This is a genomic window from Providencia sp. PROV200 (assembly GCF_049901995.1).
In the GTDB taxonomy this organism is placed as follows: domain Bacteria; phylum Pseudomonadota; class Gammaproteobacteria; order Enterobacterales; family Enterobacteriaceae; genus Providencia; species Providencia rettgeri_E.
In genome coordinates this window covers 2,386,849-2,412,441 of the sequence record NZ_CP096307.1, presented here as the reverse complement: position 1 = coordinate 2,412,441, position 25,593 = coordinate 2,386,849, and the positions used below count along the sequence as shown (strand labels likewise).

Here is a 25,593-nt window from a genome sequence, read left to right as displayed (position 1 = left end):
TTATCGACTAAGTAATGGGTTGACTTGGTGTTGACGTAACATCTCGAGTAATAAAATAAGTGGAAGCCCTATTAATGTATTAGGGTCTCGCCCCTCTAAACGTTCAAATAAACTGATCCCTAATCCCTCCGATTTAAAACTCCCAGCACACTGATAAGGTTCATCTTTAAGTAAATAATTAGTGATTTCCTCATCAGATAATTGCCTGAAATGTACATGAAACAGTTCGCACTCGACATTAAACTTACCTGTTTCACTATCTAGCAAACATAAGCCAGTATAAAAAGTGACCTTATTGCCGGAAGCGGATTTAAGCTGTTGAAAGGCATTATCAAAATTATGCGGTTTGCCCATAATTTTATTTCCAATTACACAGACTTGGTCAGAACCAATAACCAGATGCTGAGGGTATTGAACAGAGAGTGCGTTGGCCTTTTCATGAGACAAACGCATGACCAAAGCCTGAGCGGACTCATTCAATATGGGCGATTCATCAATATTGGGAGCCACGGCTAAAAAAGGCAAACCCAGTTTTTTTAGTAGGGCTTGTCGATATGTTGAAGTTGACGCCAAAATAATCGATTTCATGATTTTTCTCGAAACTCGTAGCCAAAAGGGTTAACTCATTTTAAACTATAAAACGTAAAACCGACGGTTTTTTGGTGAAAAGGCGAGTTTACCCCGCCTTTTTCTTTGACTATAGCTCATTACAAAGTTAATATGCGCGCCTTATGCAAAAGGTAAAATTACCCCTGACTATCGATGCGCAGCGTGCAGCTCAGAAAAACCTCGACTATGTTGGGAGTTATACATCTGAGCAAGTTACACGAATTGCCGAATCAGTAGTCAGTGTAGATAGTGATGTAGAAAACGAATTATCATTTAAAATTGATAATCAGCGTTTGACGGTCATAGAGGGACATTCTGAAGTTGATGTCACCCTACAATGCCAACGTTGCAGAAATGATTTCAAGCATCATGTCTACGTATCGTATTGTTTTAGTCCTGTCGTCAATGACGAAAAGGCCGAAGCATTACCGGAACAGTATGAACCAGTTTATGTAGATGAATTTGGTGAAATAAATTTGCTGGGAATGATAGAAGATGAAATAATTCTATCCTTACCAGTGGTTCCGGTTCATGATTCTGAACACTGTGAAGTGTCCGAAGCGGACATGGTGTATGGTGAACTGCCTCCCGAGGCAGAAAAACCAAACCCATTTGCCGTATTAGCCAGTTTAAAGAAAAGTACTTAAGGAGTAAGGTCAATGGCCGTACAACAGAATAAACCAACTCGTTCAAAACGCGGTATGCGTCGTTCACATGATGCACTGACTGCTACCCTAGTTTCTGTAGATAAAACTTCCGGTGAAACTCACCTGCGTCACCATGTGACTGCAGATGGTTACTACCGTGGCCGTAAGGTTATCAACAAGTAATTTGTTGTTACCTTGGCTAATCTAACCATCGCGTTAGATGCTATGGGCGGGGATGTTGGTCCCCGCGTCACGGTGCCTGCTGCATTGCAGGCACTGGCATCTAATCCAGCACTCAAATTACTGCTTGTCGGTCAACCCGAAGCCATTCAACCTTTGCTTGCACATCAAAGTGCTGAGCAAATTTCGCGCGTCGAAATTATTCCTGCAGATGGCATTATCGCAAACGATGCAAAACCATCAAACGCGATAAGGCAAAGCAAAGGAACATCGATGCGAGTGGCCTTGGAGTTAGTGAAGACAGGGCAGGCACAAGCGTGCGTGAGTGCCGGAAATACGGGTGCGCTGATGGGCTTAGCCAAATTAATGCTAAAGTCTATAGAGGGGATTGAGCGCCCAGCGCTAATGACAATCTTACCTAATCAGCAAAAAAGTCAAACAGTAGTGCTAGATTTAGGCGCTAATGTTAACTGCAGTAGTGATATGCTAGTCCAATTTGCCGTAATGGGTTCCGTGATGGCGGAAGAAGTGGTTAACATTTCTAAACCGAGAGTTGCGTTACTGAATATTGGCGAAGAAGAGAGTAAAGGGTTGGATAATATCCGCGAAGCCGCCTCAGTATTAAAAGAAACGACATCAATTAACTACATTGGTTATGTAGAAGGTAACGAGTTACTGACAGGTAAAACCGATGTGTTAGTGTGTGACGGCTTCGCAGGTAATGTCTCGTTGAAGACGATGGAAGGCGTAATACGTGTCATCCTTTCATTGATAAAATCGTCCGGTGATCAACACAAAAAAAGCGGTTGGTTTATGCAACTGGCGAAAAAATGGTTAAAAAAACGTTTAATGAAACGTTTTGGGGACATGAACCCCGACCAGTATAACGGTGCGACTCTGTTAGGATTAAAAGGTATTGTCATCAAGAGTCATGGTGCAGCGAATGAAGGCGCTTTCAAAGCGGCTATTGACCGCGCAGTACAAGCTGTTGAAAAACAAGTCCCAGAAAGAATAACAGCGCGACTAAATATTGTTTTACCCAGGAGTGATCAATAACCTATGGCTATGTACAGTAAAATCTTAGGAACAGGCAGCTACTTACCAGCACAAGTACGTACCAATGCTGATCTGGAAAAAATGGTTGATACTTCTGATGAATGGATTGTGACACGCACTGGCATACATGAAAGAAGAATTGCTAACGAAGAAGAAAGTGTGTCAGTGATGGGGTTTCATGCAGCCAAAAATGCGTTGGACATGGCACAAGTCGATGCAACAGACATTGGTTTAATTATCGTCGCGACCACATCCGCAACTCACGCATTTCCTAGCGCAGCCTGTCAAATTCAACAGATGCTAGGTATTCATGATTGCGCCGCATTTGATGTTGCAGCCGCATGTGCAGGCTTTACCTATGCAATTAGTATCGCTGATCAATTCGTCAAAACGGGTATGACCAAAAAAGCGTTAGTGATTGGCGCAGATGCATTATCTAAAACATTAGACCCAACAGATCGTGGCACGATTATTTTATTTGGTGATGCGGCAGGGGCTGTTGTTATTGGTGAATCTGAAGAGCCGGGTATTATTTCGACTCACTTACATGCAGATGGCCGTTATGGGGATTTACTGACATTACCTAACCGTAGCCGTTGTTCTGAAGACCCTGCATATTTAACCATGACAGGTAACGAAGTCTTTAAAGTTGCAGTGCGTGAATTAGCGCATATTGTTGATGAGACATTAGCACAAAGCGGCATTGCGAAAGAAGAACTTGATTGGCTCGTCCCACATCAAGCAAATTTAAGAATTATCTCTGCGACGGCAAAAAAATTAGATATGACAATGGATAAAGTCGTTGTCACATTAGACCGTCACGGCAATACGTCTGCAGCATCAGTTCCTACAGCGTTGGATGAAGCGGTGCGCGATGGCCGTATTCAGCGTGGTCAACTTGTGCTTTTAGAAGCTTTCGGTGGTGGTTTCACTTGGGGCTCTGCATTAGTTCGTTTTTAATTAACTGAGAAAATAGACATGACACAATTTGCTATGGTATTTCCCGGACAGGGTTCTCAGTCTTTAGGTATGTTAGCGGCACTGGCTGAAGAAAATCAGCTTGTTGAGCAAACATTCGCTGAAGCATCGGAAGCATTGGGTTACGATCTCTGGGCGTTAGTACAAAATGGGCCAGAAGAAGAATTAAATAAAACATGGCAAACACAGCCTGCTTTATTAGCAGCGTCTGTGGCGATTTTCCGTGTTTGGCAAGAAAAAAATGGCGTAATGCCTACAATCATGGCAGGCCACAGCCTTGGGGAGTATTCAGCTTTAGTTTGTGCCGGTGTTATCGACTTTAAACAAGCGATTAAACTGGTCGAATTGCGGGGGAAACTCATGCAGGAAGCGGTTCCTGAAGGCACGGGTGCAATGTATGCCATTATTGGCTTAGATAATGAATCAATTGAAAAAGCCTGCCAAGAAGCCTCTCAAGGCCAAGTGGTTTCACCAGTTAACTTCAACTCACCGGGCCAAGTTGTGATCGCGGGTGAAAAAGCGGCCGTTGAACGCGCAGGTATCGCCTGTAAAGAAGCGGGGGCAAAACGAGCATTGCCTTTATCTGTTAGCGTACCTTCACATTGTGCATTAATGAAGCCAGCTGCTGATAAATTAGCCGAAGCGTTAGCAAAAATCGATTTTTGTGAGCCAGTCTATCCAGTTATTAACAATGTTGATGTTAAAATTGAGAAATCGGCACAAAATATTCGTGATGCTTTAGTCCGTCAACTGTATAATCCAGTACGCTGGACAGAAACTGTAGAATTGATGGCAGATCAAGGTGTTGAACACCTAATTGAAGTAGGCCCAGGAAAAGTATTGACTGGTCTTACCAAGCGAATTGTCTCTAAATTAACTGCCGTTGCAGTCAATGATCCTGTATCATTAAGCACTGCTTTAGAAAATAGCTGAGGACGACATGAGCTTTGAAGGAAAAATTGCACTGGTAACAGGGGCGAGTCGTGGAATTGGTAAAGCGATTGCTTTAACACTAATTGCTCGTGGCGCTACCGTTATCGGAACAGCAACCAGCGAAAAAGGCGCAGAAGCCATTACCGCTTATCTTGATGGTAAAGGCAAAGGTTTAGCCTTAAACGTGACTGATACAGCATCAATCGAAGAAACTTTGACCAAAATCCGCGAAGAATTTGGTGAAATTGATATTTTGATTAATAATGCAGGTATCACTCGTGATAACCTATTGATGCGTATGAAAGAAGATGAATGGCAAGATATTATTGACACCAATCTTTCATCCGTTTACCGTTTGTCTAAATCCGTTTTGCGTGCCATGATGAAAAAACGTTGTGGACGTATTATTTCAATTGCATCCGTTGTTGGTGTAATGGGAAATGCGGGGCAAACTAACTATGCAGCAGCGAAAGCAGGGTTAATTGGTTTTAGCAAATCATTAGCTCGTGAAGTCGCTTCTCGTGGTATTACTGTCAACGTCGTTGCACCTGGTTTTATCGAAACAGATATGACTAAAGCATTGACAGATGAACAGCGTGCAGGCATTTTATCTCAGGTTCCTGCGGATAGACTGGGTGATGCACAAGAAATTGCCAGTGCTGTAGCGTTTTTAGCTTCTGATGAGGCTGCTTACATCACAGGTGAAACATTGCATGTCAATGGTGGCATGTACATGATCTAAAGAAATGATGGAACTATTTGCATTTTTAATGTTATCCAACGCTAAATAATGCAAAATAATAGTTCCAACAGCCGGGATTGGGTTGTATCTTTTCCTGTATTTCATAAACTACGAAAACCATCGCGAAAGCGAGTTTTGATAGGAATTTTAATAGTATGAGCACTATCGAAGAACGCGTTAAGAAAATCATCGTTGAACAACTGGGTGTTAAAGAGGAAGAAGTTGTAAATACAGCTTCATTTGTTGATGACTTGGGCGCTGATTCTCTTGACACAGTTGAGCTGGTTATGGCTCTGGAAGAAGAGTTCGATTGCGAAATCCCTGACGAAGAAGCTGAAAAGATCACAACAGTACAGGCTGCGATTGACTACGTCGAGAACGCATCTAAATAATTGTACGAAAAACTTATCTAGGCGATCACTCGATCGCCTATGTTTCTTTTGTAACTTTTCCCTCCTTGGAGGAAATACGTGTCTAAGCGTCGTGTAGTCGTAACCGGACTGGGCATGTTATCTCCTGTCGGCAACACAGTTGAGTCATCATGGAAAGCTGTTTGTGACGGACAGAGTGGTATCAGCCTAATCGATCATTTTGATACTACTAACCACGCAACTAAATTTGCTGGCTTAGTAAAAGATTTCAATTACGAAGAATTTGGCATCTCCCGTAAAGATGCAAAGAAAATGGATCCATTTATCCAATATGGTATCGCGGCTGGCTTTCAAGCCTTCAAAGATGCTGGATTGGAAGTAACAGAAGCCAATGCTACCCGAATTGGTGCAGCGATTGGTTCTGGTATTGGTGGGTTAGGCTTAATTCAGGACAACTGTGAGTCATTACTTCACGGTGGGCCCCGTAAGGTAAGCCCGTTCTTCGTACCATCAACCATCATTAATATGGTGGCTGGTCATTTAAGCATTATGTACGGTTTCCGTGGTCCAAGTATTTCAATTGCAACCGCCTGTACATCTGGTGTGCATAATATTGGTCATGCTGCACGTATGATTGCTTACGGTGACGCGGATGTGATGGTTGCAGGCGGTGCTGAAAAAGCGACAACACCTCTTGGTGTAGCTGGTTTCGGTGCAGCACGTGCATTGTCGACTCGCAACGATGACCCACAAGCGGCAAGTCGTCCATGGGATAAAGACCGTGATGGTTTTGTTCTGGGGGACGGAGCAGGTATCATCATTCTCGAAGAATATGAACATGCGAAAGCGCGTGGTGCAAAAATTTATGCCGAAATTGCAGGTTTTGGGATGAGCAGTGATGCTTATCATATGACATCACCACCTGAAAATGGTGCGGGTGCCGCACTTGCAATGGAAAACGCACTGAATGACGCAGGCATTAAAGCGAGTGACGTGGGGTATATCAATGCTCACGGTACTTCAACCCCTGCAGGTGATTTGGCTGAAGCGCAAGCGGTCGTTAATGTATTTGGTGAAGGTACTGACGTATTAGTCAGCTCAACCAAATCAATGACTGGGCACCTCCTTGGTGCAGCGGGCGCTATTGAATCAATTTTCACCATTTTGTCATTGTGCGACCAAATTGTTCCACCAACCATTAATTTGGATAACCCAGATGAAGCGTGCAAACTGGATTTTGTTCCAAGTGAGGCTCGTAAAGTGGACAACATGGAGTTTGCTCTGTGTAATTCATTTGGTTTTGGTGGCACCAACGGTTCATTAATTTTCCGTCGTTATAATGGCGAGTAATTAATCAATTACCGTGATTAATTAGCCCTAGTCGCTTAATTGTGGCTGGGGCTTTATTTTTTGCAGTACTTTGCACAGCTCCTCGCTTTAGTTTATGATAATCTCACTTGATTACTGTCTGATTTATCAGCTTTTATTATAAGTAATATCAATGTCATATTGGGTTAATGGGCAGCTTTGCCAACAAATAAGTGTTACCGATCGTGCGGTCTCTTTTGGAGACGGCTGCTTTACGACCATATACGGCGTTAATCAGCAAGCTAAAATGTTAGATGCGCATATTGCTCGGTTAAAACATGATAGCCAAAGGTTGAAAATTGCACAGCCAGATTGGGAAAGCTTGGCAGTGCACTTAAAGCAGATTTGTGCAGAACAAACTCAAGACGAGTTTGTGATTAAAGTGATCCTGAGCCGTGGTGTTGGAGGCCGAGGATATAGTACTAAAGGTTTTACCACACCGACGGTAATAGTGAGCGTTTCTCCCTTTACAAATAACTATGTTCAACTGCAGTGCAAAGGGGCGCGCTTAGTTCTTAGCCAAATTCCATTAGCTCGTAACCCATTGTTAGCTGGCATGAAGCATCTCAACCGCCTAGAACAAGTTCTTATTAGGCAAGAGGTTGATGAACTAGGTGTAGATGAAGCGATTGTGCTAGATACCGACGGTATTATTGTTGAATGCTGTAGCGCGAATGTTTTCTGGCGAATTGGGCAAACAGTGTATACCCCAATTTTATCTCATAGTGGTGTCAATGGATTAATGAGACAAAAGATCATATCACTGTTAGAGGATAGCCAGTACCATCTTCAACAGGTCGAACGCTTTGCTAACGTTTTAAATCATTGTGATGAAGTGGTTATTTGTAATGCGCTGATGCCGGTTTTACCTGTACAAAGTATTCAAATGGATAAACAACTTCCACCATTACAATTTGCGTCTCGTGAGCTGTTTGAGTATCTATTTTTGCGTTGCAAAATTTAGTTTTTATAAATGAATTAATTATTACCAACACACGCATTGAAATGGTCAATAAATGAAATTAGCCAAAAAAATCATTCTAATCGCCGTTACCTTGGCTGCTATTGTTGCAGTCGCTGTCTATTGGCAATATCGTCAAGTATTGGACTATGCCAAAACGCCAATCAACATCACACAAGAAAAAATTTTTACGGTACCTGCGGGGACTGGGCGTGTTGCATTTGAAGGGTTACTTATTGAAGATAACATTCTTGACAAAGGGAATGAATTTCAATGGTTACTCAAATTACGGCCTGAACTGGCTCAGCTAAAAGCGGGCACTTACCGCTTGCAGCCGGGGATGAATGTTGAACAGCTATTACAATTAATTGTGAGTGGAAAAGAAGCCCAGTTTTCGATCCGTTTTATTGAAGGTAATCGTTTAAGCGATTGGGGTAATATTTTACGCGACGCACCGTACTTAGAGCATAAAACCACCAATTTAACCCCAACAGAACTGCATGCCCTGATTGGTTTTAACGGGGAAGGCACGTTAGAAGGGTGGCTATACCCTGACACTTATTTATACACAGCAGGAACAACTGACGCTGAAATTTTGAAACGTGCCTATAAACGTATGCAAAACAGCCTTGATGAAGAGTGGAAAGGGCGTGATAGGGATTTACCCTATAAGAATGCCTATGAAATGCTTATTATGGCTTCGATTATTGAAAAAGAAACCGGTATTGATAGTGAAAGGTCTCAAGTTGCCTCCGTGTTTGTTAATCGCCTAAAGAAAAATATGCGTTTGCAAACCGACCCAACAGTCATCTATGGCTTAGGTGAAAAGTATCGTGGTAAAATTTATCGTAGTGATTTAGATACTTACACACCGTACAATACCTATAAGATTGATGGCTTACCACCAACACCGATTGCAATGCCAAGCCTTGCATCACTTAAGGCAGCAGCGCATCCGGCTAAAACGGATTACATATTCTTTGTCGCAGATGGTAAAGGTGGGCATACTTTTAGTCGTAATTTAAACGACCACAATCGTGCCGTTAAAGTTTATCGCCAATTTGAACAGCAAAACTGATAAAAATGAAAAACCAATTTATTGTTATTGAAGGACTTGAAGGCGCTGGTAAAACAACTGCAATCAATACGGTTGTAGAAACGTTAAACCAAGCAGGGGTCACAGATATTGTTTTCACCCGTGAACCCGGAGGCACGCCATTAGCCGAGAAATTACGCGAGCTGATAAAGCAAGGTATTGCCGGTGATAAAGTGACTGACAAGGCGGAGTTGCTAATGCTATATGCTGCCCGTGTCCAACTGGTTGATACAGTGATCCAACCTGCATTAGCGGCCGGCAAATGGGTGGTGGGCGATCGTCATGATTTATCTTCCCAAGCGTATCAGGGGGGCGGGCGTGAGATTGACCGCGATTTAATGAAATCATTACGTGATTTGGTGCTAGGTGAATTCAAACCTTCATTAACCTTATACCTTGACTTACCACCTGAATTAGGTTTGCAGCGTGCAAGGTCACGAGGTGAATTAGATAGAATTGAAAAAGAATCGTTAGCTTTTTTTGAAAGAACACGCAGCCGTTATCTTGAACTTGCTGCTGGCGACAAAACCATACTCACGATTGATGCAAGCCAAAATATTGAGCAAGTACAGCAAGATATTCGGCAAACACTGACAGAATGGCTCGCGCGTGCCAGATAAACCAAATAAGGTATTAATCTCATGAATTGGTATCCTTGGTTAAATGAACCTTACCGACAAATCATAACTGCGTACCAAAGCGGTCGAGGCCACCACGCGTTACTGCTTCATTCGGTACCGGGAAATGGCGCGCAAGCGCTGTGCTATGGTTTGAGTCGTTGGCTTATTTGCCAAGAAAGAGACGGGTTAAAAAGCTGTGGGCAATGCCATAGTTGCCGTTTGATGCTCGCAGGTAACCATCCTGATTATCACATTATTGAAGTAGAAAAAGGAAAGTCTACTGTTAGCGTTGATGCGGTTAGGAAGTTAATTGAAACCTTAAGTCGCCATGCTCAGCAAGGTGGCAATAAAGTGGTATATATCCCACAGGTTGAAGCATTGACAGATGCAGCAGCGAATGCCTTATTGAAAACATTGGAAGAGCCTGCAAAGGACACTTACTTTTTACTTGGAAGTGATAAACAAGAGAATTTGCTAGCGACCATTCGCAGCCGTTGCCTAAGTCATTTCTTATCCGCGCCCGATCTACAAATAGCACTTTACTGGCTTCAAAAGCAAAAACCGGGTATTGCGACTGAAAATGCTATAACGGCATTAAAAATATGCCAAGGTGCGCCAATTTCTGCACTGGCCTTATTGGACGAACAGCGTTGGCAAAAACGTAATGCACTGTGCCATAGTTTAAGTCACGCATTGCAAACGGGTGATATGCTGAGTTTGCTGCCTAGTTTGAATATCGACGAGGTCACAGATGCCTTAAATTGGCTACTTAGTCTATTTGCGGATGCAATTAAAATTCAACAAGGCGCTGGGGCTTTTTGCATCAACCAAGATCAGCAAGCTCAAGTTATGCAATTAGCTGGTGCTATGAATCGCACCCAGTTAATAAATATGTATGATAAGTGGTTATACTGCCGTCATCAATTAATGACAGTTCCTGCACTGAATCAGGAACTGATCCTGACAAATCAATTATTACAATGGGAAGCTTCACTGGCTGTCCCTACATTTTAAAAAGAGTTAAATATGTTTGTTGTTGATTCACACTGTCATCTCGACTGTTTAGATTATGAAAAATTGCACACAAATGTCGACGATGTTATCGCAAAGGCCTCGGCTCGTGATGTTCACTTTATGTTAGCCGTTGCAACGACGTTGCATGGTTTTGAAAGCATGAAGAAAATGATTGGTATGCGAGACAATATCGCTTTTTCATGTGGTATCCATCCTCTTAATTTAGACGAAGGATATGATTTCGCGCGATTAGCACAATTAGCGGCAGGAAATGAGGTTGTTGCGTTAGGGGAAACCGGGCTGGATTACTATTACCAGCAAGAAAATGCGCTGCTGCAGCAAGAATCTTTTCGCCAGCACATTCGCATTGGTCGCGAAGTTAATAAACCGGTGATTGTGCATACTCGTGCAGCACGAGAAGATACGTTATCCATTCTACGTGAAGAGAAGGTGATGGATTGTGGCGGAGTATTGCACTGCTTTACCGAAGATAGAGATACTGCGGTGGAGTTACTCGATTTAGGCATGTATATCTCATTTTCAGGGATCGTCACATTTCGTAACGCAGAACAAATTAGAGAAGCCGCTCGAGTTGTTCCTTTAGACCGCATTTTAGTTGAAACCGACTCACCTTATTTAGCTCCTGTTCCTCATCGTGGTAGGGAAAACCAACCTGCGTATGTTCGGGATGTCATTGAATATATGGCAGTATTGAAGGGAGTGAGTGTTGAACAGCTCGCTGAAATTACGACGCAAAACTTCAATCGTTTGTTTCATTTAAATGTCGGTACAGGTAACGTATAAATGAGTTCACAAGAACGATTAAATGACTAAGGAAATTGAAATGGCAGAAGAAACGATTTTCAGTAAAATTATCCGTCGCGAGATCCCAGCAGACGTGGTTTACCAAGATGAGCTTGTCACCGCATTTCGTGACATTTCACCACAAGCACCATCACACATTCTTATCATTCCTAATAAATTAATTCCAACTGTCAATGATGTCACTGCGGATGACGAACTTGCGTTAGGTCGTTTGTTTACTGTTGCAGCTAAAATTGCTAAAGAAGAAGGTATTGCAGAGAATGGTTACCGTTTAATCATGAACTGTAATGAACATTCGGGGCAAGAAGTCTTTCATATCCACATGCATCTAGTGGGTGGTCGTCCATTAGGGCCATTATTGGCTAAGTAATGAGTAATAAGGGATAAGGGATCGACAATGAACCGTATTGCATTACTTGCTTTGGTAACAATGTTGCTAAGTGGTTGCATCTTTAAAAAGACACAAGGGCTGGTTTTTAATGAGCAACAACGCATCATTATGGAGCCAGCAGTACTCGCGCAAGGTATCATTGTCGAAAACCCAGTGATAGGTAGTGAAAACCATCAAACCATTGCCACGATTAATATGAGTAATACTCAATCTGAAGTGGTGAATATTGCTTATCGTTTATATTGGTATGATAAGCAAGGGTTAAAAGTGGAGACTTCAAATACCTTGTATCAGCAGATTGCAGCGAATTCCGTTGCGAAAGTTCATGCTGCGACTTCCTCTCCACGTGCAACAAATGTACGTGTTCATGTATTTTTATCGCCAAAGGCCGGAGAGTAATAATGAAACGCATCTTAATGGTTGCTGCCGCTACATTAATTTTGGCTGGGTGCCCTTCATATCCACCTCAACAACCTGGTACTCAGCCACCGATTGTACCAATAGAGCCGGAAAAACAACCTGAAGTAACGCCACCACCCATTGATGTTGTTCCAACTCCACCAAAACAGCAAACAATAGATTGGTCTGCATCTATTACGCCTTTAGTTAATCAAATGGTGAGTGCGGATGGTGTTGAAAATGGCAAAGTCCTGTTAGTTGATTCAGTGAAAAATAATACGAACGGTTCACTACCTGTGCAAGCGGTGACATCAGCCATGACAACTGCGGTTGAGAATACAAATCGCTTTAAAGTTGTTCCTGCCAGTGTGGTGGGGTCTGCGCGTAAGACGCTCGGTTTATCTCAAGAAGACAGCTTGGTAACCCGTAGCAAAGCCATTGGGTTAGGCCGCTATGTCCAAGCGGATTATGTCATTTACAGTGTGATGTCAGGTTCAAACAAAGAACGAAGCCTTGAAATGCAATTAATGGAAGTGCAAACAGGCGAAATTATTTGGACTGGAAAACACAATATTGAGTAACTCGCAGTCACTTTATCGACTGTTAGTGACGTGCTTTCCTACAATCTCTGTGCGAGATTGGAAAATATCCTCACTCACAGGGCTGTCAGGTGGAAGTTATTTGCTGCAATGTTTTTTGCCTGGCAGCGAAGTCAAGCTTATCGCGCGTGCGGATGGAACTGCACAAACCGCGTTGTATGTTAATCGAAAGAAAGAAGCGCGAATATTACAGCAATTACGCGCTTTTTCCTTTACGCCGAAAGTGATTGGCCGAAATTCACAATGGTTATTACTCGGATGGTGTGAAGGGCAACATCCTGATAATAATACTTTTTTTCTGCCTGGTTTTCAGTGTGAGCTTGCGAATATAGTCGCACAATTACATCGGGCGCCACTGTTGGGGTATCGCTTACAACTTTGCGATGAAATATCGCATTATGGCTATTTAATCGATAAAAAACGTTTTTCACCTCGTTGGAAAAAATTACATCGTCATTTTACCTCTGCAGACTTCCCTAAGACGCTAAAACTTGCCCCTGCCCATATGGATATCCATGCTAAAAATATTGTTTGCACATCAGCAGGGCGTTTAATGCTATTGGATTGGGAATATGCGGCCAATACAGATATCGCATTCTCTTTAGAAACCTATTTTCAATTTAATGGTCTGAGTGGTATTCAGCGAGATTTTTTCTTGACGCAATATTGTGACATTCACGGTGCTTATCGAGACAAACAGCAATTGGCCGAAAGCTGTCAATTATGGGCACCTTGGGTAAAATATATGACATTAATGTGGTATGAAGTGCAGTGGCATGAAAGCCAGTCATCGGACTTTTTGTTACACTCTCAACCATTACGACAATATTTTGGTTTATTAGGTTGATGGCCGAAGGCTATCAGAAAACAGTATCGGATTAAGTTAATTAGTTTAATAAGTGAGGCATGTTATGGGTCCTATAATGCTAGATGTTCAGGGTTATGAATTGGACAACGAAGAGCGCGAAATATTGGCTCACCCATCCGTGGGGGGCTTAATACTGTTTACCCGTAACTTTCATGACGCAGCACAATTACGAGAGCTTGTTCGCCAAATTCGTGATGCATCAAGACACCGGTTGCTGATAGCCGTTGACCAAGAAGGCGGTCGAGTACAACGTTTCCGTGATGGTTTCACCGCATTGCCTTCAGCTCAGGCATTTGCTGCACTCAATAGTGAGATGGATGGCGCTAAGCTTGCGGAAGAAGCTGGCTGGTTAATGGCATCAGAGATGATAGCCATGGATATTGATATTAGCTTTGCACCTGTTTTGGATCTTGGCCATCAAAGCATTGCGATAGGTGAACGTTCATTCCACGAAGACCCAGAGATTGCGATGGTTATGGCGGAGCGTTTTATTAGAGGTATGCGCAGTGCAGGGATGAAAACGACAGGTAAACACTTCCCTGGCCATGGTGCAGTGAAAGCCGATTCGCATAAAGAAACACCTCGGGATGATCGCGCTTTGGAGAAGATCCGCGGTAAAGATATGCTGATTTTTAAAGACTTTATTCAACGAGAGCTACTCGATGCAGTTATGCCAGCCCATGTTATCTATACCCAAGCTGATGACCGCCCTGCGAGCGGCTCACCATTTTGGTTAAAATCGGTATTGCGTGAACAACTTGGTTTCCAAGGAGTCATCTTTTCTGATGATTTATCTATGGAAGGCGCGGCAGTGATGGGGAGTTACCCTGAGAGAGCACAGGCATCGTTGAATGCAGGATGCGACATGATTTTAGTCTGTAATAATCGTGAAGGTGCCGTCAGTGTTTTAGATAACTTACCGAAGCAATATGATAGCCAAGCTTCTAAGCTATATCATAGTGGCCGACAATACAGTTTGACAGAATTACAAGCCGTTGAGCGTTGGAAAGAAAGTCATCGGCAACTGGTTGATTTGCATGAGCGTTGGCAAGAACACCGCTAATAATTTTGATTACATTTAGTATATCTAAAAGCCAGTATTTTATTTACTGGCTTTTTTTGCATAAATACGCATAACAAAGGGGTACTATTTTGCATAAAGAAGATGGTGATATCATTGCTCATATTAAAAGTTACCCGTAACGTTATCAATAATTGCACAGTTAATCACAATAATATATCTAATCGTATTAGATAAAAATCAATCAATATTTATTTTGCTCTCTAAAATAATTAGAGAGTATTTTATTGATTTAATCATTTTAAGGTTCATTGTTTGAAATAAAAAAGTGAAATTGTTGATAGTTTGACTTATTGGTATTTGTATTTTTAGTTTATATGAAATAATTAACTAATAATTTGCATTGCAACTTGCTTTTCATGCGATTAAAAGCGTTCAATATGACTTTGAGCCATTTAATAATGAAATAGGTTACTTTCAAAAGTTAAAGAAAATTTAAATAAATGAAAAGCAAGATAAGTAAAACAACGTTTGATAGCTAAATAATACTTATCATTTATCCGAAATTTACTTGATTGCAATTGGCCTGTAGGGAAATGTACTTTCTCTTGTGATGTGCTATATAGAATAATTGTGGATTGAATATATATCTACAAACAGTATGTATTCATGTGAAAATTTTTATTAGGTTATATTTTATTCATTACTCTTTATATTTATAAAGAAAGCAGTTTACAGATATCCATTTAAATTTATGTTTTAACTGGTTATACATGAATTGATTCTGAAACACTATCCAAAATAAAGGTTTATACCTTAAATTCCCCTAAAATGAAGTGTGATTGTGATCACTGTTGGTAGGTAGTTTAATGCAACTGATGTAACGTGTTGTGACAGCGATCGTTTTAATTGACATAAAATTACGATAGCATTCATATTATGAAAGATTTATGACAATTTAGAGCGATAAGTAATCAGTTTAAAAAAACAGCAATTTAATGGTTGCACTTTAAGTTAAATATTCAAATTTATTTGAGATGATTATTTCTCAGGGGAATACTTTGTCATAAAAAATAGAGTGAAAATTTTTTCTTAATGAATTAATACGGTGTCGGTAAATACAGTACCGTAATGTGAGGCTTAAGCCAAACAAACACCAAATATGAGTATTTATCACTATTGATTCAATAATGTACTTTGGAATTCCTATAAGGAATATTTCTATTCATAGTAATAAGTAAACACAAATACAGGGAAATACTGTATTGAATTTTATATTTAAAATGACTTATGTGTTTGAAATGGATGTGTCTGTTTGTCTTTAAGTGAAATTGTTTTATTAAGCTAAAAATAAAAAATGGTGTTTTGTTGTTCATGGAAACATGGCACAGCATAAAATTAATTCAAATAATCATTAACTAGGTTTATTCCAATGAAAGTTAAAAATATTGCGTTATTAATGCTTTCTCCTTGCTATTTAGCGGTAGCAATGGCAAATGCCAGCAACTGGGAAAATTCTATCAAGGAAAACTCATTCATTGCGGATTCGGAACTCGAGCTGTCAACCCGCAACATGTGGAAATACTTAAAAACAGAAAACCGTTTTGATAAAAACGAAAACCGGTATAGAAAACAAGTCGCAAATGCTTGGGGGCAAAACTTCCAAGCAGATTTCAAATCAGGTTATTTCGCAGATGTCATTGGTTTTGATGCATCTTATTACGGTGGTATCAAGTTGGGTGCAAGTAAAGACTTCGCCTCCCGTGCAATTTTATATAACGATGATGGCCATGCGAAAGGGTATAACAAAATTGGTCAACGTTATGCAAAAATAAAACTTGACCTTGAACCTGTAAAATTTAATGCCAAGGCTGGTTGGTTTACACTGAAAAATACGGGTATTTTCACGAATTCACAGCGCTTATCATTGAACAGCTATAGCGGTTACTACACGAATACGGCGATCAGTGATTGGAGTTTGGATTTATTATATCTCGATAAAAAAGTTATGCGTCGTGATAGCCCAAATATTGATGCCATGTATTTTACTGATGCTAACGGCGTTCGACACAATGTTAATCATGTCATCACGGGAGGGATTAACTACAATACTAAGCCATTGAAAGTTTATTATTTCTATGGTCAAGCCGATGATTTATTCCGTCAACAAGGTTTAGAAGCAAAATATAAACTGACTTCAGATGTAACTTTAGGTACACAAATCTATAACCATGAATACGGTAGTGACGGTAAACGTACTGAAACCGATAAACAAAAAGGGAAGCGTAATTTTGACAAACGTGCGTGGCACTACGCAGGGACGGCAGAATGGCGTATCCCTGAATCGCCTTGGACGCTAAGCACAGGCTTAACTTACACCCAAGCGAAAAAAGCGAACGGCGTCGGACAATTTGCACGTAACCCAATTGGTAACACGCGTGGCCGTTTTAACTCCCCAGCTTATGCAGATATCGACTACGTACGTGATGGTGAAACCATGGTCGCTATGGCCGCAGAGTATCGTATTAGTAAAGAGCTTTCTGTTGGCGCACGTACTAACTATTCAGAATTTAAATATGAAGGTGAAAGATTAAAACAAGGTCAGTTTGGTCTGTTTAGTTATTGGAAACCAACTGAAAATCTTTCTGTTTCGTTAAGTGGTGGTCTGGGCTGGCACCATCGTCAGGAAAACGACTACACGACCCCAAAATTATATGATGGTCAATCACGTCGCGCACACTCGTTATCTGGTTCAATGACAACGACTTATCGTTTCAAAATGTAGCCGATAGTTGAAAAGGATTAAAAGGTAAGATAAATGAAACACAAAATTGGATTACTCACACTGCTCATTTCCGGTGCACTTTTGGCGGGTTGTGCTTCCAAAAATACGGATACGGTAAAAGTACAAGTCATTGGTATAAATGACTTCCATGGTGCTCTACAAGCACCGGGCGATGGTAAGTTAGGTGGAATTGAGTCAATTGCGACACTGGTTAATCAATTAAGAGCGCAAAATGATAAAACTATCGTTGTAGGCGCGGGTGATTTAGTCGGCGCAAGCCCACTATTGTCATCAATGTTCTATGACGAACCCACTATTGAAGCACTAAGTGCGATTGGTATGGAAACCAGTGCAGTGGGTAACCATGAGTTTGACAAAGGTAAAGAAGAGCTGCTGAGAAAGCAAAATGGTGGTTGTCACCCAACGGCCGGTTGTGTGGGTAAAGATTCCTTTTCAGGGGCTGACTTTAACTACTTAGCAGCCAACGTTATTGTTAAAGAAACTGGTGAAACACTGTTCCCATCTTACTTTATTAAAGAGTTTGATGGTGTTCCAATGGCATTTATTGGTTTAACGTTAGAAGGTACGCCGGCTATCGTAACACCAAGTGGAACCGCAGGTTTAGAATTCAAAAATGAAGTTGAAACTATTAATAACCAAGTGAAATTATTAAAATCACAAGGTATTAACAGTATCGGTGTTCTGATCCATGAAGGCGCTACACAACAAGTTGATACAAAAGTTAAAGATATTAACCGTTGCGATAATATCAAAGGCCCAATTGTTGATATCGTCAAACAATTAGATAGCGCGGTAGACTTTGTCGTTAGTGGTCATACACACCAAGCTTACAATTGTGAAATCAATGGGATGACTGTGATTTCTGCCCAATCTAACGGGACTTTATTGTCTCAATTAAATATTGAGATTGATAGAAGCACGAAAGATATTGTTAGCATAAATGCAAAAAATATCCCTGTTGAGACGAGTCGCTATGAGAAAAACCCTGAGTTAACCACGTTCGTACAAAAATACGAAAAAATTGCGTTACCTATTTCTCAACAAGTGATGGGGTCTTTGACGGCTAATGTGGATAAAAAATTATTACCAGCAGGGGATTCTACCTTAGGTAAGATTATTGCTGATGGTCAATTATATGCAGCTTCCAGCAAAGAAGCGGGCGGTGCTCAAATTGCATTTATGAATAGTGGCGGTATTCGTGCTGACATGAAAGCAGGTGAATTGACGTATGGTGATATTTTCACAGTCCAACCATTCTCTAACGTGGTTGTCACACAGTCGCTAACAGGTGCACAAATTAAACAAGCGCTTGAACAGCAATGGGATCGTGCTCGTCCACAAGTCATGCCTGTTTCTAAAGGTTTTTATTACGAGTGGGACGACAGCCGCCCAGTGGGTGACAAAGTTATTCAAAAATCAATGAAATTAAACGGTAAGCCGTTAGACATGAACAAAAGCTATCGTGTTGCTGCGAATGAATTCTTAGCAACGGGTGGCAGCCGTTTCTCTGCCTTCAACCAAGGTAAAGACCGTGTTTATAGCCTGCCAGATAACGAAGCGTTAATGCAATATTTTAAAGATAACTCACCCGTTTCAGTTCCTACGGATGTGCGTATCAAGAAAATTAAATAATAAAATTTAATATTTAATTAAAAACTCTGAGGGTGTTTTTCATCCTTGGAGTTTTTTTTTGTGCTTTGTGTAGGTTTAGCTCAACAGCAGGGAATTGATAGTACACACCAATTTAAAAATGATAGAATAATAGTTCTCATTATCATTATGGTTTATGTGGATTTAAACAATTGATTGATATAAATACCAAAAAGCTGACTCGATTCGTTCGGAAGAAAAAATGATTTGACGAATGTGATAGTAGTCATAATAATCAACTAAATTGATATGAATCAATATTTGGTATTACCAATAGACCACGCATGATATTCTAATGGGAATGGAAGATAGCTTGGCTAATTATTGTTATATAAGACTTTTCTAGGTGAGAAACCTTAAATAACATTAATATATTTTGTTTCGAGGGATTTATGACCTTATCTCAACCCAAAATCATCGTTGTCGGCGGTGGTGCTGGCGGATTAGAACTGGCAACACGTTTAGGCCGCAAGTTAGGCCGTAAAAAACGCGCACAAATTACTTTGGTTGACCGCAACCCAAGTCATTTATGGAAACCACTATTACATGAAGTGGCAACAGGTTCGTTAGATGATGGTGTCGATGCGATAAGCTATCTGGCTCATGCACGCCATAATGCGTTTAATTTCCAGTTAGGTTCGCTTACCAATATTGACCGTGAAAATAAAAAAGTGGTTCTCGGTGAGCTTTATGATAAGCACGGCGAATTATTAGTCCCTCTGCGTGAATTAGAGTACGATATTTTAGTGATGGCACTAGGTAGTACGTCGAATGATTTCGGTACACCTGGCGTCAAAGAACACTGTATTTTCTTAGATAATCCACATCAAGCACATCGTTTTCATGACGAAATGTTAAATCTCTTTTTACGTTATTCAGTGCGTGATAACGCAGAAGAGAGCGTTAATATTGCTATTGTTGGTGGCGGTGCAACGGGCGTTGAGTTATCAGCAGAACTTTATAACGCAGTTGAGCAACTGACCAGTTATGGCTTCAAAGGGTTAGATACGGATGCATTGAATGTGACATTAGTCGAAGCTGGCGAACGTATCTTACCGGCCTTGCCTCCTCGAATTTCAAGTGCAGCTCACCAAGAACTTAATAAGCTAGGTGTGAATGTCTTGACAAAAACCATGGTGACCAGTGCTGATGAAGATGGTTTGAATACGAAAGAAGATGGTAAAATCTATGCGGACCTCATGGTTTGGGCTGCAGGGATCAAAGCACCTGACTTCATGAAAGATATCGCTGGGTTAGAAACCAACCGCATTAACCAATTGGTGGTAAAACCAACGTTACAAACATCTCGTGATGATATGATTTTTGCCATTGGCGATTGCGCATCATGTGCTAAGCCAGAAGGGGGCTTTGTACCACCAAGGGCGCAGTCAGCCCATCAAATGGCTAGCCTTTGTTATGATAATATCGTCGCATTAATGAAAGATAAGCCTTTAAAAGAGTATGTTTATAAAGACCATGGCTCATTAGTATCACTATCTCGCTTTAGTACCGTTGGTAGCTTGATGGGCAATTTAATGCGTGGGGATATGATGGTAGAGGGACGCATTGCACGCTTTGTGTACATTTCTTTATATCGTATGCACCAAATTGCATTACATGGTTATATTAAAACTGGACTAATGATGCTTGTTGGTAGTATTAACCGAATTATTCGACCGAAGTTAAAATTGCACTAATTTATTACTAATTAGTTGTTTAATCAGGTTTTAGTAGCGGTATGCACCTGTGTATTCGTATAACAGGTGCATTATTTCTTATATTTATAATGATAAATATGCCATTAATAAAATATATTAACTAAATCTGTCAAGATTTATCTGTATTAAATATTGCATAGAAAAACTATTTAGATCAAGAGTAATAGATTAAATATCGAGTATATTGCCATTATTGCTTATTCATATATTTTATCTAAATCAAATTTAAATCGAGGCGTTAATATAAAATAAGTGATTAGTATATTAAATACCTAGGGTATAAATAATTAAGGTGTAAATTTGGTTATATAACGAAAAGTTGAAAAATGAATGAGATCTTGGTGTATCTTATTGATTTTAATGGTTATATCAATCCCCCTCTAATAGAGTTGTGAAATTACACTAATAGTAAAGTTTCTATTTTCCAAAACAGTTATAATAAACCGTTTTTTGATGATGACTTAAGATAATTCTAAAAAACAATACGATTAGTACGTAATTATCGAATTATTCTGAGTAGTGGTTACAATAGATACGGCATATTTTAATAAGGGTTAACGCGATGAAGCTAAAATTTAAGTTGTTATTAGCAACAGTAGTGGTATTCCTTATTGTCTTGCTCGTGGCTTTATTCAACCGAGCCCCTGAAATTAAGTTGGCTACGGTTTTATCTGTTGAACCAATCCAATCCAATCGCCTTGTGGAGTATGAAAATTGTACAGTGACTGGGGTTCTAGGTTCTTTTAATCAACAGTCTCTTTCTCGCTTTCATCCTGCGCAAAGTGAATGCAAAATGGTTTTCATGATTGAAGCGCTGCAAGGGAAAGGCTTTCCATCGCTGTTTGATATGCAAGATCAAACCTGTGTGAAGACACAAAAAATGGAATTAGTTGTTATTGGGTATGATGTTGTGTACCAAATAGGTAAAAATATTGGAAAAGTTAGAACATCCTATGCACCATCAATGTTTATTCCATTAGATGATGAAGGGCGCCTAGTATTAACATCATCTAATTCAGTATGTGAAACCATTCGCAGTGATATAAAAGAGTTATTACCCTTTTATTGTCTACAGCAAAATGAATTACCGATAACAAAAAACGCATCAGTAGTCTTAGAATTGCAGCCGAACAAAAATACATTTGGTTTTATGGAATAACCTTTTTATATAAATATTATAATGATAAAGGCGACATCATTGTCGCCTTTATCATTTTACAGCATTGGATCTAGAGAATTTGATGTTCTTCAAACCCGGTGAGTAATTGCTTAATAAACTCTAGTCGATAGACTCTTTCGGTTAAATCATGGAAAAATTTTAGTCGAACTGGGCCATCTAATCGATAAGTTTGTGGCTGGTTTTGTAATAAGCTTATCAAGTAGCTTGGGTCGACTTTATTTTTATCACCAAACTCAATGAACCCGCCTTTTTCATGAGCTTCAATTCGTTTAATACCAAGGGCTTGAGCTTGTAATCGAATAGCCGCATTCGTTAGTAAGAATTTACCTGCATCCGGTAGGCTACCAAAACGATCGATTAACTCTGTACGTAGATCGTTGAGCTCTTGGCTTCCTTTTGCACTGGCTATCCGCTTATAGAAAGATAAACGGATATTCACATCATGAATATAGTCGTCAGGCAATAGAACAGGCATGCGCAACTCAATTTCTGTTTGTTGGTTAGTTAAATCTTCTAATGAAGGCTCACGGCCCTCTTTTAGCGCATCAACCGCACTTTCTAACAGTTCCATGTAGAGGGTAAAACCAATCGTGGTCATTTGCCCACTTTGATCTTCACCGAGTAATTCACCCGCACCACGAATTTCCAAATCATGAGTTGCTAAAGCAAACCCAGCTCCTAAATCTTCCAGTGAAGAAATGGCTTCAAGACGTTTATGTGCATCGGAGGTCATGGCTTTTGGATGCGGAGTGAGCAAGTATGCATAAGCTTGATGGTGAGAACGACCCACACGGCCACGTAGTTGATGGAGTTGTGCTAACCCGAAATGGTCAGCGCGTTCAATGATAATGGTATTTGCCGTCGGTATATCAATACCAGTTTCAATAATTGTTGTGCATATCAATACATTAAAACGTTGATGATGGAAATCTGTCATTACGCGTTCTAATTCGCGCTCACGCATTTGGCCATGACCAACAACAAAACGGGCTTCAGGGACTAACTCTTCAAGGCGTGCTTTGGCTTTTTCAATGTTTTCAACATCATTGTAAAGGTAATAAACTTGGCCGCCACGTAAGGTTTCGCGTAAAATTGCTTCACGGACAACTAAGTCATCATATTGGCGCACAAAGGTTTTTACAGCCAAACGGCGTGCTGGTGGTGTGGCGATAATAGATAAATCACGCATACCACTCATGGCCATATTGAGCGTCCGAGGGATAGGTGTGGCAGTCAGCGTTAAGATATCAACGTCTGCACGCATGGCTTTGATGCGTTCTTTATGACGGACACCAAAGCGGTGTTCTTCATCGACGACAAGTAAGCCTAAATCTTTCCATACTAAGTCACTTTGTAGTAATTTGTGGGTACCAATTAGAATATCCACTTTGCCTTCAGCAGCTTGGGTAATAATTTGTTGTTGCTCTTTCGCTGTTTTAAAGCGTGACAACATTTCGATACGGACAGGCCAGTTAGCAAACCTATCTTTAAAGTTATCGTAGTGCTGTTGCGCAAGTAGTGTCGTGGGGACTAACACGGCAACTTGCTTGTTATTATTAATCGCAAGGAATGCGGCTCGCATTGCCACTTCGGTTTTACCAAAGCCCACATCGCCACAAACCAGACGATCCATCGCTAATGGCTGGCACATATCACTGAGAACGGCATTGATGGCGGCTTCTTGGTCAGGCGTTGTTTCGAATGGAAAACCTTGACAAAACTCTTGGTATTGTTGTTTATCATGCTTAAATGCAAAGCCAGCTTTAGCGGCTCGTTGTGCATAGATATCAAGAAGTTCTGCCGCAACATCGCGAACTTTTTCAGCCGCTTTTTGGCGTGCACGCCCCCAGCTATCACTGCCTAATTTATGCAATGGGGCATTTTCATCCGCGCCACCTGCATAACGACTAATTAAATGAAGCGAAGAAACAGGAACATACAGTTTATCATTGCCAGCATAGGTTAAAATTAAATATTCCGCTTTAATCCCACCCGCTTCTAAGGTAGTTAGCCCTTGGTAACGGCCCACACCATGCTCAATATGGACAACTGGTTGCCCCGTGCGTAATTCCGCTAAATTACGAATGAGGGTATCGGTATTAATGGAACGGCGGTTATCTGACCGGCGGCGAACAACACGCTCCCCAAGCAAATCGCTTTCACAAATTAATGCTTTATGGGTATCAGATTGAAAAAAACCATGTTCAGCGGCACCAATGGTGATGGCAAACCGGTTATTAGCAGGGCTAGTATAGCTTTGAATAATTTCAGGGCGAATTTTTAAACGAGCTAATAGCTCGGTAACGGTTTCACGTCGGCCTTCGCTTTCAACAGAAAAAACGATAGTTCCATCGAACTGTTCAGTAAACTGCCGCAATTTTTCAAGTGGCGTTTTGCTTTGCCCTTGTGTGCTGATATCCGGTAATGGCAGATAATCTAAATTGGTATTTGCCGCTTTTTTGGGCAGAGACTCAGGTGATAATTGAATACGTGGCCAGTTTTTTAATGATTGATTAAGTTGTTCAACGGTTAGCCAGAGTTCAGATGGCGGGAGCAATGGGCGCATAGGGTCGACACCGCGGCTTTCATACCGTTGTCGAGTATCAACCTGAAACCGTTCAGCGGCTTCTTGTAAGTTCTGCGAAACAATTAAGCTTGATGGTGGTAAATACTCAAATAAAGAGGGCAGTGGCTGTGCAAAGAATAAAGGCTGCCAATACTCAATACCTGATGGTAAGGTATTTTTACTGACTTGTTGGTAAATATGCTCTGGGTCACGGCGAACCTCAAAACGCTCCCGCCATTGGCTGCGGAAACGTTCAATCGCGTCTTTATCGGTCGGGAACTCATGCGCTGGGAGTAAATTAATTTGCTCAACTTCTTCGAGTGTTCTTTGTGAGTCTACGTCGAAAGTTCGCAAGCTATCAATTTCATCATCAAAGAAATCAATACGAAATGGTAATGAACTTCCCATTGGAAATAAATCGAGCAGCGCTCCGCGTGTTGCATATTCGCCATGTTCTAAAACTTGTTCAACATGGCGGTAACCCGCGTTATCGAGCTCATTCCGTAAGTTATCACGGGAAAGTTTATCACCTTTTGCCATCAACAAAGCATGGCTGGTTAAAAAGTCAGCAGGGCAGACTTTTTGCATCAGCGTATTGACGGGAAGAATTAATGCGCCTTTTTGTAAACTGGACAAACGGTACAGGGTCGATAAACGATGAGAAATAATTTCCTGATGGGGGGAGAAATTGTCATATGGCAATGTTTCCCAATCAGAAAGTGTCTCTATAGGGTGTTGTGTAAACTGTTGAATTTCATCTTTTAAACGTAATGCATTTTGCATGTCACGTGTCACGATGATAACAGGCCCTTGATGACGTTGTATTATTTCTCCACATTCAAGTGCACCAGCCGCCCCGATAAGGCAACCTAAATGGCGAACATCGCCACTACGACTAGGGAGTTCATAACGAAATTTTGACAACATAGAAATCTTCGGTATCTCACAGCGATTAGTAAGCAGTTAAACAAGAGTTAGCACAAACATAGCCAAAT

At 40.8% G+C, this 25,593-nt stretch carries 24 protein-coding genes; 22 read left to right on the top strand and 2 right to left on the bottom strand.

The window, feature by feature from the left end; genetic code table 11:
- Positions 1-588: a Maf family protein gene (locus M1E86_RS11080; protein WP_125891208.1), complete on the bottom strand. Its 588-nt coding sequence runs from the start codon at positions 586-588 to the stop codon at positions 1-3.
- Between the two features lie 143 nt (positions 589-731).
- Between M1E86_RS11080 and yceD the strand changes: the two genes are divergently transcribed.
- From yceD to umoD, 22 genes are all read left to right on the top strand, one after another.
- Entirely contained in the window at positions 732-1,256 is a 525-nt protein-coding gene (yceD, locus tag M1E86_RS11075; protein WP_125891207.1) for a 23S rRNA accumulation protein YceD, read from the top strand.
- Between the two features lie 12 nt (positions 1,257-1,268).
- A complete protein-coding gene (rpmF, locus tag M1E86_RS11070; protein WP_004253223.1) occupies positions 1,269-1,439 on the top strand; it encodes a 50S ribosomal protein L32 in 171 nt (56 codons plus the stop codon).
- A gap of 12 nt (positions 1,440-1,451) precedes the next feature.
- Entirely contained in the window at positions 1,452-2,492 is a 1,041-nt protein-coding gene (plsX, locus tag M1E86_RS11065) for a phosphate acyltransferase PlsX (protein WP_125891206.1), read from the top strand.
- A gap of 9 nt (positions 2,493-2,501) precedes the next feature.
- Positions 2,502-3,452, top strand: a complete 951-nt coding sequence (locus tag M1E86_RS11060) for a beta-ketoacyl-ACP synthase III (protein WP_125891392.1) — start codon at positions 2,502-2,504, stop codon at positions 3,450-3,452.
- A gap of 18 nt (positions 3,453-3,470) precedes the next feature.
- Complete coding sequence (gene fabD / locus M1E86_RS11055; RefSeq protein ID WP_125891205.1) at positions 3,471-4,403, top strand: ACP S-malonyltransferase; 933 nt, start codon at positions 3,471-3,473, stop codon at positions 4,401-4,403.
- A gap of 7 nt (positions 4,404-4,410) precedes the next feature.
- Positions 4,411-5,145 carry a 3-oxoacyl-ACP reductase FabG gene (gene fabG / locus M1E86_RS11050; RefSeq protein ID WP_102137722.1) on the top strand — a complete coding sequence of 245 codons (735 nt, stop codon included), beginning with the start codon at positions 4,411-4,413 and terminating at the stop codon, positions 5,143-5,145.
- Between the two features lie 155 nt (positions 5,146-5,300).
- Entirely contained in the window at positions 5,301-5,537 is a 237-nt protein-coding gene (gene acpP, locus M1E86_RS11045; protein WP_004253236.1) for an acyl carrier protein, read from the top strand.
- Between the two features lie 78 nt (positions 5,538-5,615).
- Positions 5,616-6,866, top strand: coding sequence for a beta-ketoacyl-ACP synthase II (gene fabF, locus M1E86_RS11040; RefSeq protein ID WP_213912584.1), 1,251 nt, complete (start codon positions 5,616-5,618; stop codon positions 6,864-6,866).
- Positions 6,867-7,017: 151 nt separating this feature from the next.
- A complete protein-coding gene (gene pabC, locus M1E86_RS11035) occupies positions 7,018-7,848 on the top strand; it encodes an aminodeoxychorismate lyase (RefSeq protein ID WP_125891203.1) in 831 nt (276 codons plus the stop codon).
- Between the two features lie 52 nt (positions 7,849-7,900).
- Positions 7,901-8,923, top strand: coding sequence for an endolytic transglycosylase MltG (mltG, locus tag M1E86_RS11030; protein ID WP_213912585.1), 1,023 nt, complete (start codon positions 7,901-7,903; stop codon positions 8,921-8,923).
- 5 nt (positions 8,924-8,928) lie between these two features.
- The gene (gene tmk, locus M1E86_RS11025) at positions 8,929-9,561 is read left to right on the top strand and encodes a dTMP kinase (protein WP_125891201.1); all 633 of its coding nucleotides are present in this window, start codon (positions 8,929-8,931) and stop codon (positions 9,559-9,561) included.
- Between the two features lie 21 nt (positions 9,562-9,582).
- Positions 9,583-10,575 (top strand): DNA polymerase III subunit delta', encoded by a 993-nt coding sequence (gene holB, locus M1E86_RS11020; RefSeq protein WP_213912586.1) that lies wholly within the window; start codon positions 9,583-9,585, stop codon positions 10,573-10,575.
- Positions 10,576-10,587: 12 nt separating this feature from the next.
- Positions 10,588-11,379 (top strand): metal-dependent hydrolase, encoded by a 792-nt coding sequence (locus M1E86_RS11015; protein ID WP_125891199.1) that lies wholly within the window; start codon positions 10,588-10,590, stop codon positions 11,377-11,379.
- Positions 11,380-11,419: 40 nt separating this feature from the next.
- Positions 11,420-11,770: a purine nucleoside phosphoramidase gene (hinT, locus tag M1E86_RS11010; RefSeq protein WP_004911802.1), complete on the top strand. Its 351-nt coding sequence runs from the start codon at positions 11,420-11,422 to the stop codon at positions 11,768-11,770.
- Between the two features lie 27 nt (positions 11,771-11,797).
- Positions 11,798-12,190: a YcfL family protein gene (locus M1E86_RS11005; protein WP_125891198.1), complete on the top strand. Its 393-nt coding sequence runs from the start codon at positions 11,798-11,800 to the stop codon at positions 12,188-12,190.
- Between the two features lie 2 nt (positions 12,191-12,192).
- On the top strand, positions 12,193-12,771 hold the full coding sequence (lpoB, locus tag M1E86_RS11000; protein ID WP_213912587.1) for a penicillin-binding protein activator LpoB: 579 nt from the start codon (positions 12,193-12,195) through the stop codon (positions 12,769-12,771).
- A complete protein-coding gene (locus M1E86_RS10995) occupies positions 12,764-13,636 on the top strand; it encodes a phosphotransferase (protein WP_213912588.1) in 873 nt (290 codons plus the stop codon). Before lpoB ends, M1E86_RS10995 begins: the two co-directional genes overlap by 8 nt.
- A gap of 64 nt (positions 13,637-13,700) precedes the next feature.
- Complete coding sequence (gene nagZ / locus M1E86_RS10990) at positions 13,701-14,720, top strand: beta-N-acetylhexosaminidase (protein WP_213912589.1); 1,020 nt, start codon at positions 13,701-13,703, stop codon at positions 14,718-14,720.
- Positions 14,721-16,110: 1,390 nt separating this feature from the next.
- Entirely contained in the window at positions 16,111-17,463 is a 1,353-nt protein-coding gene (locus M1E86_RS10985; RefSeq protein ID WP_125891194.1) for an OprD family outer membrane porin, read from the top strand.
- A 33-nt stretch (positions 17,464-17,496) separates the two neighbouring features.
- On the top strand, positions 17,497-19,116 hold the full coding sequence (locus tag M1E86_RS10980; protein ID WP_213912590.1) for a bifunctional metallophosphatase/5'-nucleotidase: 1,620 nt from the start codon (positions 17,497-17,499) through the stop codon (positions 19,114-19,116).
- 410 nt (positions 19,117-19,526) lie between these two features.
- Positions 19,527-20,831: an NAD(P)/FAD-dependent oxidoreductase gene (locus M1E86_RS10975; RefSeq protein WP_125891192.1), complete on the top strand. Its 1,305-nt coding sequence runs from the start codon at positions 19,527-19,529 to the stop codon at positions 20,829-20,831.
- A gap of 583 nt (positions 20,832-21,414) precedes the next feature.
- Positions 21,415-22,011 carry a UmoD family flagellar biogenesis regulator gene (gene umoD, locus M1E86_RS10970; RefSeq protein WP_125891191.1) on the top strand — a complete coding sequence of 199 codons (597 nt, stop codon included), beginning with the start codon at positions 21,415-21,417 and terminating at the stop codon, positions 22,009-22,011.
- Positions 22,012-22,081: 70 nt separating this feature from the next.
- Here the strand turns inward: umoD and mfd are convergent, their stop codons facing one another.
- Positions 22,082-25,525, bottom strand: coding sequence for a transcription-repair coupling factor (gene mfd / locus M1E86_RS10965; protein WP_426099088.1), 3,444 nt, complete (start codon positions 25,523-25,525; stop codon positions 22,082-22,084).
- Positions 25,526-25,593: the final 68 nt, after the last annotated feature.